11 protein-coding genes and 1 pseudogene are annotated in these 12,670 nt (G+C 63.4%); 7 read left to right on the top strand and 5 right to left on the bottom strand.

All coding sequences use genetic code 11. The annotated features are described in order from the left end of the window. Positions 1 to 289: 289 nt before the first annotated feature. Positions 290 to 1,141 carry an SDR family NAD(P)-dependent oxidoreductase gene (locus XI08_RS39190; RefSeq protein WP_271578520.1) on the bottom strand — a complete coding sequence of 284 codons (852 nt, stop codon included), beginning with the start codon at positions 1,139 to 1,141 and terminating at the stop codon, positions 290 to 292. Between the two features lie 296 nt (positions 1,142 to 1,437). Here XI08_RS39190 and XI08_RS39200 point away from each other — a divergent pair, with 296 nt between their 5' ends. Beyond that, on the top strand, positions 1,438 to 3,204 hold the full coding sequence (locus tag XI08_RS39200; protein ID WP_271578619.1) for a tetratricopeptide repeat protein: 1,767 nt from the start codon (positions 1,438 to 1,440) through the stop codon (positions 3,202 to 3,204). Between the two features lie 39 nt (positions 3,205 to 3,243). On the opposite strand, the pseudogene XI08_RS39205 reads toward XI08_RS39200, so the two are convergent. From XI08_RS39205 to XI08_RS39220, 4 genes and pseudogenes are all read right to left on the bottom strand, one after another. Continuing rightward, positions 3,244 to 3,354, bottom strand: a pseudogene (locus XI08_RS39205) (IS5/IS1182 family transposase); the annotation flags it as partial. 552 nt (positions 3,355 to 3,906) lie between these two features. Next, positions 3,907 to 4,998 carry a TRAP transporter substrate-binding protein gene (locus tag XI08_RS39210; protein WP_027544552.1) on the bottom strand — a complete coding sequence of 364 codons (1,092 nt, stop codon included), beginning with the start codon at positions 4,996 to 4,998 and terminating at the stop codon, positions 3,907 to 3,909. 203 nt (positions 4,999 to 5,201) lie between these two features. Beyond that, positions 5,202 to 6,338 (bottom strand): Mrp/NBP35 family ATP-binding protein, encoded by a 1,137-nt coding sequence (locus XI08_RS39215; RefSeq protein ID WP_271578521.1) that lies wholly within the window; start codon positions 6,336 to 6,338, stop codon positions 5,202 to 5,204. Positions 6,339 to 6,393: 55 nt separating this feature from the next. Beyond that, positions 6,394 to 6,831, bottom strand: a complete 438-nt coding sequence (locus XI08_RS39220; RefSeq protein ID WP_027544554.1) for a VOC family protein — start codon at positions 6,829 to 6,831, stop codon at positions 6,394 to 6,396. Positions 6,832 to 7,030: 199 nt separating this feature from the next. On the opposite strand from XI08_RS39220, the gene XI08_RS39225 reads away from it, so the two are divergent. From XI08_RS39225 to XI08_RS39250, 6 genes are all read left to right on the top strand, one after another. Beyond that, complete coding sequence (locus XI08_RS39225; RefSeq protein WP_271578522.1) at positions 7,031 to 7,903, top strand: NAD(P)-dependent oxidoreductase; 873 nt, start codon at positions 7,031 to 7,033, stop codon at positions 7,901 to 7,903. 22 nt (positions 7,904 to 7,925) lie between these two features. After that, the gene (gene nhaD / locus XI08_RS39230; RefSeq protein WP_271578523.1) at positions 7,926 to 9,203 is read left to right on the top strand and encodes a sodium:proton antiporter NhaD; all 1,278 of its coding nucleotides are present in this window, start codon (positions 7,926 to 7,928) and stop codon (positions 9,201 to 9,203) included. Positions 9,204 to 9,340: 137 nt separating this feature from the next. Further along, on the top strand, positions 9,341 to 10,936 hold the full coding sequence (locus tag XI08_RS39235) for a sensor histidine kinase (RefSeq protein ID WP_271578524.1): 1,596 nt from the start codon (positions 9,341 to 9,343) through the stop codon (positions 10,934 to 10,936). Between the two features lie 44 nt (positions 10,937 to 10,980). Next, complete coding sequence (locus XI08_RS39240; RefSeq protein ID WP_027544558.1) at positions 10,981 to 11,184, top strand: DUF1289 domain-containing protein; 204 nt, start codon at positions 10,981 to 10,983, stop codon at positions 11,182 to 11,184. Between the two features lie 28 nt (positions 11,185 to 11,212). Next, entirely contained in the window at positions 11,213 to 11,767 is a 555-nt protein-coding gene (locus XI08_RS39245; protein WP_025576432.1) for a TIGR02281 family clan AA aspartic protease, read from the top strand. Positions 11,768 to 11,986: 219 nt separating this feature from the next. After that, complete coding sequence (locus XI08_RS39250; protein WP_271578525.1) at positions 11,987 to 12,655, top strand: outer membrane protein; 669 nt, start codon at positions 11,987 to 11,989, stop codon at positions 12,653 to 12,655. The last annotated feature ends 15 nt before the right edge of the window (positions 12,656 to 12,670 follow it).

Below are 12,670 nucleotides of genomic sequence, written 5' to 3' on the forward strand. Positions count from 1 at the left end.
AGCCGCACCCCGCCGTGTTCGTGCTGCTCTCCGCATCTACGGGTGCCTGCATCTCGCCGGTCACCCCGCTTTTCCGCCCGGGACGCGCACCATCCATGGTGCACGCCCGATTGGAATCAAATCGAATGATCGTCAAAACGACGCGGAACCGGAGTTCAGACCTGCCGCTCGTAGCTTGCGCGCCCCAGCCGCGGCTCGCACACCGCTTCGCGGCGATCGGCGCGGAGCGGAAGCTTGCCGGCTCCTGGGCTTTTCTAGAGCCAATTCTCCGACACGATTGTGAGCGGTTTCACATCTCCCGTTTTGTTGATCCCGCCCGACTGCTTTGAGCATGCGCCGGAGCCGAGAGCATCGTGCAGGCCGCAGGCTGTGCCGCTGGAAGCTTCACGCCTGTCAGCTCCCACAGTCCGGCGATGAGGGCGTCCTGGAATGTCGGGTCGGTCGCCTCACCGGCCGGCTGCTCCTGCCGGAGGTGATGCCAGTAGCGGCCGCTCACCAGCGCAGCCGGCTCTTCGCTGACGGCAAGCCAGGACTGCGTCTGCTGTCCGGTGTCGAGATCCACGGGGGCACCCGCACCGCCCATTTTGGTGCGCACCCAACCGGGATCGACCGCATTGCTCAGGACGCGCGGCCAGCGCCGTCCCAGTGCGTAAGCCAGCGCGACCGCGTGCAGCTTGCTTTCGGCATAGGCCTTCGCCGCATCCCAGCTTCGCTTGGTCCAGTCGAGGTCGCGCAATGAGCCCTCGCCGCCGCGGTGCAGACCGCTACTGAGATAGACCAGCCGCTTCGGCCGCGCGATCAGGGCCGTCAGCATGTACGGCGCCAGCGTGTTGATTGCCAGCGTGCCGGCGTGCCCCTCCGCTGTCGCGCCGCGGCTCCGCTCCGTGTAGACGCCGGCATTGTGGATGATCGCGTCCATGCGTCCGATCGCGTTGACCTGGTCGGCGATGCCCTTCGTCTCGACGGCGCTCCTGAGGTCGCCGACCACGATCGCCACAGCATGCGAGGCGAAGTCCGCAACCGCCGCGGCGCGATCAGCCGATCGCGCGTGCAGCACCACCCGGTGGCCCTGATCGAGCAGCGCTTGCGCCGCCGCCCGGCCAAGACCATCCGTGCTGCCTGTGATGAAGACGATCGCCATGCGCAGCTCCCCTATACCTGGCAGAACGCAAGCCCGACGTAGCGGCTCTCTGCGCCCCTATCCCCTGCGATATTGTTTCGTCGCCGACCTTCTCCGTCCAGTCAACGTTTTTGCCGCCGGAGGATCCCTGGATGGCGATTTGGGTAATCACCGTCGTCGGCGAGGCCCCGTGTGACGTGAGGATGGCCCAGCTTCGATCTCCTGGCTACTTGCCAGTTGCCCCAAGGTCGTCATCGATGGCTGGCGAGTCGCCTCGGAACGCCGAAAAATCCCTTGATCGAAACCTCTGCGTGATCATGATTGATGCGGTTAGAAGATCATTTGAGGGTACAATGAGAAGGTTGCTACTTATTTCTTTTGTGCTTGCTGCTGATGTCATGGTCGGGCTTTGTACGGCTGCTGCACAATCAGCCGTTGACCTTTGTAACCGAGGAAGCGTCGACGAAGTGATCGCTGGTTGCAGCACAGCCATCAAACAGAATCCGAAGAGTCAAAACGTGTCGATCGCCTATCACAACCGTGGATCGGCTTGGAGCGCCAAGGGCGATTACGACAAGGCCATCGCTGATTTCGAAGAAGCGCTAAGGTTGAATCCGAAGTTGGCGTCCTCTTACAGCAATCGTGGTCGAGCCTGGGCGATGAAGGGCGACTACGACAAAGCGATCCCCGATATGAACGAGTCGATTCGGCTGAACCCGAAGGACGCGGTCGCCTATCAAAATCGTGGCACGGTTTTCTACCACAAGGGCGACTACGACAAAGCAATCGCCGATTGGAACGAGTCAATTCGGTTGAACCCAAGGGAAGCGACGGCTTACAGCGGCCGTGGCTCGGCTTGGATGGGCAAGCGTGACTACGACAGAGCAATCGTTGACTTGAACGAGTCGATACGGCTGGACCCGAAGAATGCGATTGCTTACAGCAATCGTGGTCTGGCTTGGACCGGCAAGAGTGGTTACGAGAATGCGATTGCTGATTTGAACGAATCGATCCGGCTCAACCCGCGGAATGCGGTTAGCTACAGCGTTCGCGGTTTGGCTTGGAGCTTCAAGGGCGATTACGACAAGGCGATCGCCGATCTGACCGAATCGATTCGGTTAAATCCAAAGCTTGCCAATCCATACAATCATCGTGGAACGGCGTGGAGCAAGAAAGGCGATCTGGACAAAGCGATCAGTGATTACAAAGAAGCTGTTCGGCTGAACCCCAACTACGCGGTTGCACAGGAAAATCTCCAGTTAGCGTTAGACAGGAAACAACGAGCGGATTTACGCAACTCACCCGCTGAAGCAGCGGCACCAAATGATATTGGGACGCCTCCCGCTGCGGCGCCTTCGGGCGGAAAACGTGTGGCGCTCGTTATCGGCAACAGCAAGTACAGAAATGTGCCAGCGCTCGATAACCCAACACGTGATGCAGAACTCTTCGCACGAACGCTGCGTAATGTTGGTTTTGACGATACGATCAAGCTCAAGCTATCTCGGGCAGAGATGATGGCTGCGCTTAAAGATTTCCAGAAGACGGCTAAAATGTCTGACTGGGCGGCCATCTATTTCGCAGGGCACGGAATAGAGGTCGGTGGCGTCAACTATATGGTTCCGATTGACGCTCAAATGACAGACGAGAACAGCATCTCAAATCAAATGGTCAATATGGAATACCAGCTGAACGCCGCTGAAGTCAGCAAGAAACTGCGATTGGTTATTCTCGATGCATGTCGCAACAATCCATATGCAAAGCAGGTTGGTGTAGCATCGGCATCCCGGGGCATTGACGGGATTGGTTCTTCTGTCATTGGGCAGGGACTCGGTCGTATAGAGCCAGAACCCGGAACGCTGGTCGTCTACTCCGCGAAACATGGCGAATTTGCTCTTGATGGCGATGGCAAAAACAGTCCATTCGCAGAGGCGTTGGTGAAGAGAATGGAGCAGAAGCCTGCGATAGAGGTGCGAAGGCTGTTTGACTTCGTTAGAGAAGATGTCGTCGAGGTAACGCGTAAACAGCAGCAGCCATTTGCATACGGCTCCCTTTCCGCGAAAGATGATTTCTTCTTTCTCAGATGAGCTCAATGGCAGAGATCGTGGCGGCACTAGGACGCGTACTCATTTGCGCAGCCATAGCCTGATTGATGCGAGTCGAACGAAGGCAAGGTAGTTGGCGGCGAGCTGGTCATAGCGCGTCGCAACGCGGCGGCAGTGCTTGATCTTGTTGAAGACCAACGATCGGCGCCGTGCGCCAATTTCGGATTATGCGATGATTGCTTTCTGCCACTGTTTTGCCCGACGAGTCAAACCGGTTCGCTGCCAGGCTGAGCCCAACTCCATCCGCCCGTCATTGCGAGCGGCTTGTCCGCCGAAGCTCAAAGAGCGAAGGCGGAAGCGAAGCAATCCAGGATCTTTCCGCGGAGGGACTCTGGATGCTTCGCGGGGCCTGTCATCGGGCCGCCCCTGGCGCGGACCCGTTGGCTCGCAATGGCGGTGTCGAGGCAGATGCGCGCCAAATGACGATGTCGTTCCGGTCGCCGCCGGGCAAATCGCCGTTTTTGCCCCGACTGCGCGACGATTTCCGCTTCCCGCTGAAATGCGCCGACACGTCAAATTGTTAGCAGCATCCGCCGGGCAACGTGCCCTCACCCCATTTCTACTGTGCATGGGGTTGTTTTCGACATTATTTGTTTCGGCACCTTCGGATGCGCCCGCAGCAAAGAAAAAGCCCGGCCTCGCGAAGGAGGCCGGGCTCTGTCGTCTTGCGACTTGCTCGACAGATCAGCCGCGGGTGCGCGAGCGGATCATGAAGCTGTCGTAGGTGTACTCGGCGACCTGCCACCACAGATATTCGTCGGAGCGGTAGGCCTGCATGGCGTCGATCGACTTCTTGAAGTCGGCGTTCTTGGCCGAGATCTCCGCCCACAATTCGTTGGTCGCCTTGAGACAGGCTTCCAGCACCTCGTTGGTGAACGGACGCAGCTGGGTGCCGCCGGCAACCAGTCGCTTCAGCGCAGCCGGGTTCTGCATGTCGTAGCGCGCGGCCATCCAGCTGTTGGCGTTGGCCATCGCGTTGGTGAGGATCGCCTGGTAGTTCTTCGGCAGCGCATTCCACTTGTCGAGGTTGGTGAAGGCGTGCACCATCGGGCCGCCTTCCCAGAAGCCCGGATAGTAGTAGTACTTGGCGACCTTGGCGAAGCCGAGCTTCTCGTCATCGTAGGGGCCGACCCATTCGGCGCCGTCGATGGTGCCCTTCTCCAGCGCCGGATAGATGTCGCCGCCGGCGAGCTGCTGCGGCACCACACCGACCCTCTGAAGCACTTGGCCGGCGATGCCGCCGATGCGCATCTTCAGGCCGGAGAGATCCGCAACGGTCTTGATCTCCTTGCGGAACCAGCCGCCCATCTGGGCGCCGGTGTTGCCGCAGGCGAAGCCGATCACGTTCGACTTCTTGAAGAACTCGGTGCCGAGCTCCATGCCGCCGCCCTGGTACCACCAGGAGTTCTGCTGGCGCGCGTTGAGGCCGAAGGGCACCGAGGCGTAGATCGCAAAGGTCGGGTCCTTGCCGACATAGTAGTACGAGACGGTGTGGCACATCTCGACCGTACCGTTCGAGGTCGCGTCGAGCGCCTGGAGGCCGGGCACGATCTCGCCGGCGGCGAACACCTGGATCTGGAACTTGTTGTCAGTCATCTCGGCGACGTACTTCGCCACCTGCTCGCCGGCGCCATAGATGGTGTCGAGCGACTTCGGGAAGCTCGAGGTCAGGCGCCACTTGATCTCGGGCGAGGATTGCGCGATCGCCGGCGAGGCCACCGCGGCGGTCGCCGCCGCGCCTGCTGCCGACACTTTCAGGAAATCACGACGCTTCATCTTCAGGTCTCTCCTTGCTGGGGCGTTTCCCCGAACTTCCTCTTTGCCGCCGCTCATTCCGGCGACGCGCTTGGCCCGCGTCGAACCGAAGGGGCTTGACTGCTGTGGGCGTTTAACACGGAAGCCCCGCCTGCGGAACGCGACATTGGCATGACGGGGCTCTACGAAAGTCGCATGTCCCCAATGGATTGGCCGCGTCTCGCTCAGGCCGCCGCGATGACGCCCTTGAGCTGGTCCCGGACCTGGCCCGCAATGGCGCGGTAGATCGCCGCATGGGGGCCGTCCGGCTCGCTGTCGACGACGGGATTGCCGGCGTCCGAAGTGGCGCGAATCGCCATGTGCAGGGGGATCTCGCCCAGGAACGGGACTCCGAGCTTCTCGGCCTCGTGGCGCGCCCCGCCATGGCCGAAGATGTCGGATTTCGTGCCGCAATGCGGGCACTGGAAGTAGCTCATGTTCTCGACGATGCCGAGCACGGGCACGTTGACCTTCCGAAACATCGCAAGCCCCCGCCGCGCGTCGATCAGCGACAGGTCCTGCGGGGTCGAGACGATCACGGCGCCCTTCAGCGGCACGTTCTGCGCCAGCGTGAGCTGGGCATCGCCGGTGCCGGGCGGCATGTCGACGACGAGCACGTCGAGCTCGCCCCATGCGACGTCGCGCAGCATCTGCGTCACCGCCGACATCACCATCGGACCGCGCCAGATCATCGCGGTCTCTTCCTCCACCAGGAAGCCGATCGACATGATCGCGAGGCCGAAGCGCCGGAGCGGAATCATCTTGCGCTCGGCGTTGAGCTCCGGCTTGTCGTGCAGGCCCGTCAGCCGCGGCACCGAGGGGCCGTAGATGTCCGCATCCAGAAGCCCGACCTTGAGGCCGAGGTCGCGCAGGCCCAGCGCCAGATTGAGCGCGGTGGTCGACTTGCCGACGCCGCCCTTGCCGGAGGCGACCGCGATCACCGCGGCGACGCCCGGAATCTCGGATTGCCGCGCCATCGGCGATTGGCCGCCCTGCGGCGGCTTGTGGGCATGGACCGGCTGCACGCCGGGCGTGCCGCGGCTTGGCGTGGGCGGCGGAGGTGGTGCAGAGCCCGGCTTGCGCTCGGCGGTCAGCGCCACCATCACGGTGGTGACGCCGGGAATGGTGCGCACGGCGGCCTCGGCCTCGGCCCGGACGGACTCCCAGGCCCGCGCCTCCGCGGCGTCGACATTGATCGAGAAGAACACCTTGCCGTCAGAGGCGCTGATCGCGCTCAGCACATTGGCATTGGCGAGCGCGACCCCGCGCGGCGATTTGATCCGGGCGAGGCTGTCGAGAACCTGTTGCTGCGTCACGCTCAAAGCGCATCTCCATGAGTCCAAGATGTGCCCCATTAGAGCGGAAACGCCCAAAAGGCTACTGCCTGCCGATATCGTCAGCCATCTCGGCGGGCGCCGCCCCCTGCTCCATGGCCGCCTCGTAGTTCAGCTCGATCATCACCCCGTTGGGGTCGTGCACGAAGATCTGCCAGAGGTCGCCGCCGGGCACCTGGCGGGAGTCGAATTTCATCCCTTTGGACGTCAGTCGCTGCTTCATGCCCTCAAAACCGCGGCTGACGAAGGCGACGTGGTGAACAACGCCGGAATCCGGCTTTTGTGGCTCCGAGGTCGGAGAAATATCGACGAGGTGCACCACCGGCCTGCCCTCGCTGTACATCCAGGCCCCCGGGAAGGCGAAATTCGGCCGGGCGCCGTTTTCCAGGCCCAGCACGTCCTCGTAGAAGCGGACCGTCTCGGCCAGATTCCGGGTCCGGATGTTGAAATGATCGAGGACGCCAACGCTCACGCCGCCCATGCTTTCGCTCCCTTTTTTGAAGTCCTTAAGTCCCGCCATCCTAGCACAGGGGGCCGCCAAACGAAGCCGTTGCCCTCCCGGCCTAACGGTTTATGGTGCGCCTCCGATCCGCCCTCGCGGCGGAAGTTCCAGGGCGCCGATTTGGCGTCCCTCGCCCGGCAAGAACCGTAAAACCCAAACTACCGACAAGGTACCACACATGGCTAAAGTCGCTTTCCTCGGTCTTGGCGTCATGGGCTTCCCCATGGCCGGACACCTCGTGAAAAAAGGGGGCCACGAGGTCACCGTCTACAACCGCACCGCGGCCAAGGCGAAGGAATGGGCGGACAAGTTCGGCGGCAAGACCGCGGCGACCCCGAAGGCCGCCGCCGAGGGCCAGGATTTCGTGATGTGCTGCGTCGGCAACGACAATGACCTGCGCGCGGTCACGATCGGCCCCGACGGCGCCTTCGCCGGCATGAAGAAGGGCGCGACCTTCGTCGACCACACCACCGCCTCCGCCGAAGTCGCGCGCGAGCTCGACGCGGCCGCCACCAAGGCCGGCTTCAAGTTCGTCGACGCTCCGGTCTCCGGCGGCCAGGCCGGCGCCGAGAACGGCGTGCTGACGGTGATGTGCGGCGGCGCCGAGGACGCCTATGCCGGCGCTGAGCCGGTGATCACCGGCGCCTATGCGCGGATGTGCAAACTGCTCGGGCCCGCCGGCTCCGGCCAGCTGACCAAGATGGTCAACCAGATCTGCATCGCGGGCCTGGTCCAGGGCCTCTCCGAGGGTATTCACTTCGCCAAGAAGAGTGGCCTCGACGTCGCCGCAGTGATCGAGACCATCTCCAAGGGCGCGGCGCAGTCGTGGCAGATGGAGAACCGCTACAAGACCATGAACGAGGACAAGTACGATTTCGGCTTTGCGGTCGAATGGATGCGCAAGGACCTATCGATCTCCCTGGCCGAAGCCCGCCGCAACGGCGCCAACCTGCCGGTGACCGCGCTGGTCGACCAGTTCTACGCCGAAGTCGAGAAGATGGGCGGCAAGCGCTGGGATACGTCCAGCCTGCTTGCGCGCCTCAACCGCTGACATCTGACGATCTGAAACGACCTTGCTGATCGCGATCGCCGCCATCTTCGTCCTCGCCTATGCGGCGATCGCGCTCGAGCATCCCCTTCGCGTCAACAAGAGCGCCTCCGCGCTGCTCGGTGCGGGCCTGCTCTGGAGTGTCTACGCGATCGCGACCGGCGACCACGCGCTGGTCGGCCGCCAGCTCGACGAGTCCGTCGGCTCCACCGCGCAGATCGTTTTCTTCCTGATCGGCGCCATGACCATCGTCGAGGTGATCGACGCCCATGACGGTTTCGAGGTCATCACCTCGCTGATCCGCACCACGAGCCAGGTGGCGCTGATCTGGCTGATCGGCTTCGTGACGTTTTTCCTGAGCGCGATCCTGGACAATCTGACGACCACCATCGTCATGATCTCGCTGATCCAGAAGCTGATCGCCCGTCGCGACGACCGCCTGCTGTTCGCCTCCCTCATCGTCATCGCCGCCAATGCGGGCGGCGCGTGGACCGTGATCGGCGACGTCACCACGACCATGCTGTGGATCGGCGGGCAGATCTCGCCGCTGAAGATCATGAGCGCGGTGTTCCTGCCCTCGCTCCTCAATCTGCTCGTACCGCTCGTCTTCATCAGCTTCTCGCTCAAGGGCAAGACCATCGCGCCGCCGTCGAAGGACACCGGGCTGCTGGTCGTCGACCGGTTCGAGCGCAACCTGATGTTCTATCTCGGGCTCGGCACCCTGATCGCGGTGCCCGCGTTCAAGGCGGTTACGCATCTGGCGCCGTTCATGGGCATCCTGTTCGGGCTCGGCGTGCTCTGGCTGGTCGGCGAGATCGTGCACCGCCACAAGGACGAGCATGTGCGCCAGCCCCTCACGCTGGTGCACGCGCTGGCACGGATCGACATGAGCTCGATCGTGTTCTTCGTCGGCATCCTGCTCGCGGTCGCCTGCCTCGATCACGCCGGCCTGCTCTCGATGCTGGCCAAATGGCTCGATGCCACCCTCGGCCGACAGGACGTCATCGTCGTCGCGCTCGGCCTGCTCAGCGCCGTCATCGACAACGTGCCGCTGGTCGCCGCGACCATGGGCATGTACGACCTCGCGCATTATCCGCCGGACAGCTTCATCTGGGAGTTCATCGCCTATTGCGCCGGCACCGGCGGCTCGATCCTGATCATCGGCTCGGCCGCGGGGGTTGCCGCGATGGGGCTCGAGCGCATCGAGTTCCTCTGGTACGCCCGCCGCATCGCCGGCCCCGCGCTCGCCGGCTATCTGGCCGGTGCGGTGGTATACATCGCACAGCACGCGGCGCAGCATTGAGCCGTTCAGGCCGGATCCAGATTAACGCCTGGTTAACGTAATTCTTTAGCTCCTTAAGTCAGCTCTTAAGGATTTCTTGCCAGAGATAGACAATGCAGAAGGCCCGCGTCCGGCGTGGGCAGGAATCGTGTTGCTTGATGAGTAACCCCGCTGAAAAGCCTGAGGTTGTGCAGCTTCCGGCCGAGCCGGTAAGCGCTCCATCGGCGAGCAGCCGAAGGGCTGCGGCGCAGCGGGTGCGCGAGGCGCGCGATAAGTTAACGTCGACCAGCGGAACCCGGCCGGCCTTCGACGCCGAGATGCTGCGCCAATATGCCCAGACGCGGCTGTCGGCCTCCTATGTCGTAATGCTGCTGGTGGTTGCGACCGGCGTGCTGTTCGGACTGTGGATGCAGCCGATCCCCGCCGCGGCCTGGACCGCCGGCATGCTCTGCATCCACGGCGCGATGATCCGCAGCTGCCGGCGCTTCCTGACCGAGCCCGCCTCGCCCGCCGCGACGCGCGCCTGGCGGACGCGCTTCGTCGTGCTCGACCTGCTCTATGGCCTGTGCTGGATGGCGATCCTGATCCATCCCGTGCTCGACATGGTCACGGAAACACTGATGATGTTCCTGATGCTGCTGGTGATCGCAGTATCGAGCATGCTCGCCGCCAATCTGCCGATCGCCGCACTTGCCGCCACCGCACCGGTCGCAGTCGCCATGGCGCTGAGCTTTGCGGTGACCGGCTCGCTGGACAATTACATCCTGGCGGCGCTCGCGCTCGGCGCCGAAGGCTATTTCGTGCTGCTGGCGCATCGGCTGCATTCCTCGACCTTCGCCACGCTCGAGGCGCGCGCCGAGAAGGACGCGCTGATCGGCGAGCTCGAACAGGCCAAGGCGATCTCGGACGAAGCGCGCCACCGCGCCGAATCCGCCAATGTCGCCAAGTCGCGCTTCCTCGCGCAGATGAGCCACGAGCTGCGCACGCCGCTGAACGCCATCCTCGGCTTCTCCGAGGTGATGAAGAGCGAGATTTTTGGCGCGCACGCGGTGCCGGTCTACAAGGAGTACTCGGCCGACATCCACAATTCCGGCGTGCACCTGCTCAATCTCATCAACGAGATTCTCGATCTGTCGCGGATCGAGGCGGGCCGCTACGAGCTGAACGAGGAAGCCGTGTCGCTGGTCGGCATCGTCGCCGACTGTCACCATTTGATGAAGCTGCGCGCATCGAGTCGCGGCATTACCATCCACGAGGTGTTCGAGCAGGCCATGCCGCGGCTCTGGGCCGACGAGCGCGCGATCCGCCAGGTCGTGCTCAACCTGCTCTCCAACTCGATCAAGTTCACGCCGCAGGGCGGCGAGATCTGGCTCAAGGCCGGCTGGACCGCTTCGGGCGGACAATATCTCTCGGTGAGGGATACCGGCTCCGGCATCCCCGAGGACGAGATTCCGATCGTGCTCGCTTCCTTCGGCCAGGGCTCCAACTCGATCAAATCGGCCGAACAGGGCGCGGGCCTCGGCCTGCCCATCGCCAAGAACCTGATCGACCTGCATGGCGGCACGTTCACGCTGAAATCGAAGCTGCGCATCGGCACCGAGGTGATTGTCACCTTCCCGCCGGAGCGCGTGATGAGCGCGCTCGCGCCGCTGTCGGATGATTCTCCACCGCTCCAGCCGGAGGGCTCCCTCGTGCCTGACGAGAAGCGCCGGCCGCGCCACAAGCCAATCATGAGCGCAGGCACGGGCTCTTAACGATATGCTTGCAGAAATGCCCGACGATCCCTCACTATATCCGAATGAGCAAAGAAACGCCGTGCGTCGCCGTCTGCATGATCGATCCCAAGACCAAGCTGTGCTTCGGCTGCGGCCGCACCTTGCCGGAGATCGCGCGCTGGCACGCCATGGAAAGCGCGGAGCGGCTCTCGGTTATGGCGCTGCTGCCGGCGCGCATGGCGGAGGCCGGCCTTGCGCCGATCGCGGGATCGCAGAAACGCGCCTGACCGGCCCGCGCGCATATGGAGGTGCGCGATGATCCGCTTCCTGCTCGTTCTCGTCATGCTCGCCGGCACCGCAGGTGCCGTCGTCGCCTATGGCGATCCCGATCAGATCGCGCGTGCGAGCCACAAGGTTTCGCACATCTTCCGCGCCCAGACCGCCGCGCCGGCCCCCGCCGTGCAGATCCACCGCGGCCAGGGCGGCGAATTCGCGCTGCGCGCGAAGATCAACGGCGTCGCCGCACCGATGGTGATCGACACCGGTGCGACCTCCGTGGTGCTGACCTGGGAAACCGCGAAAGCCATCGGGCTGCCGCTCGAGATGCTTGAATATGACGTCGACCTGGAGACCGCGGGCGGCCACACCAAGGCGGCCCGGCTGACGCTCGACCGCCTTGCCGTCGGCCACCTCGTCGAGAAATCGGTGCCGGCCCTCGTCGTGCAGCGCGGACAGATGAAGACCAATCTGCTCGGCATGAGCTTCCTCGACCGCCTGGAGAGCTGGGGCGTGCGCGCCGACAAGCTGATGCTCACCGGCTATCCCGAGCTCCAGAGCAGCCCCCGCCGCGCGCGGATGGCGGTCGACTAGACCGCCCACGCGAGCCGCCGCCCGCCTGCCGACAGGCTTGATTGCGCAGGCTGCGCCCCATCCAGAACACGACTTCAGTCGGTGCGCCGCGAAAGCGCTCCGGGGTGGCATTTGCGCTATTTACAAACCGCCCAGTCGGTTTATAACAATCACATTCCCGGATCAGGGTGGACAGGCGCTGCTCCCGAAGGGACGCGGCCAAGTGGGAGACTGTGAATTATGACTGCAAGAGCCGCCTTACGCCGCACGATGCGCACCCTGCCCTTTGCCGCTGTGTTCGCCGCAGGCAGCGCCTGCGCTGCCGACCTGTCGCCGCGCTATGCAGCGCCCGCCTCCGCCTATACGGCACCGCAGCCGGTATATTCGTGGACGGGTCTCTATGCGGGATTCAACGCCGGCTATGCCGAGAGCGGCGACGATGCCTTCAACAATCTCGTCGGCGCGAGTGGCGGCAAGGTCAAGGGCGCCGTCGGCGGCGTGCAAATCGGTTATAACTACCAGCTCTCGCCGATGTTCGTGGTCGGCATCGAGAACGACTTCGAAGGCGGAGACATCAAGAACCACGACGCGCTCAACAGCGCCGCAGTCAGCCTGCCCTGGTACATGACCGGCCGCGCCCGCGCCGGTATCGCGACGATGGATTCACGCCTGCTGTTCTTCGGGACCGCCGGTCTTGCCGCCGGCGAATTGAAGGACGGGCCGATCAACAAGATGAAGATGGGCTGGACGGCAGGCGGCGGCGTCGAATGGGCGTTCCTGCCGAAATGGTCGGCCAAGGCCGAATATCTCTACACCGAGTTCAAGCACGACGACCTGCCGGACTGGAACGACGCGAAATTCCACTCTTTCCGCGTCGGCGTGAATTATCACTTCGACCTGTTCCGCTGAGACCGATCGATCGAC

Source organism: Bradyrhizobium sp. CCBAU 11361, assembly GCF_028128935.1.
GTDB classification, from domain to species: Bacteria; Pseudomonadota; Alphaproteobacteria; order Rhizobiales; family Xanthobacteraceae; genus Bradyrhizobium; species Bradyrhizobium niftali.

Coding starts and splice junctions, on each gene's coding strand:
- XI08_RS39220 (WP_027544554.1), bottom strand. CDS start 6,831: ATGGGCGGCGTGAGCGTTGGCGTCCTCGATCATTTCAACATCCGGACC.
- XI08_RS39225 (WP_271578522.1), top strand. CDS start 7,031: ATGGCTAAAGTCGCTTTCCTCGGTCTTGGCGTCATGGGCTTCCCCATG.
- XI08_RS39245 (WP_025576432.1), top strand. CDS start 11,213: ATGATCCGCTTCCTGCTCGTTCTCGTCATGCTCGCCGGCACCGCAGGT.
- XI08_RS39240 (WP_027544558.1), top strand. CDS start 10,981: ATGAGCAAAGAAACGCCGTGCGTCGCCGTCTGCATGATCGATCCCAAG.
- XI08_RS39190 (WP_271578520.1), bottom strand. CDS start 1,141: ATGGCGATCGTCTTCATCACAGGCAGCACGGATGGTCTTGGCCGGGCG.
- XI08_RS39210 (WP_027544552.1), bottom strand. CDS start 4,998: ATGAAGCGTCGTGATTTCCTGAAAGTGTCGGCAGCAGGCGCGGCGGCG.
- XI08_RS39200 (WP_271578619.1), top strand. CDS start 1,438: ATGATTGATGCGGTTAGAAGATCATTTGAGGGTACAATGAGAAGGTTG.
- XI08_RS39235 (WP_271578524.1), top strand. CDS start 9,341: ATGAGTAACCCCGCTGAAAAGCCTGAGGTTGTGCAGCTTCCGGCCGAG.
- XI08_RS39250 (WP_271578525.1), top strand. CDS start 11,987: ATGACTGCAAGAGCCGCCTTACGCCGCACGATGCGCACCCTGCCCTTT.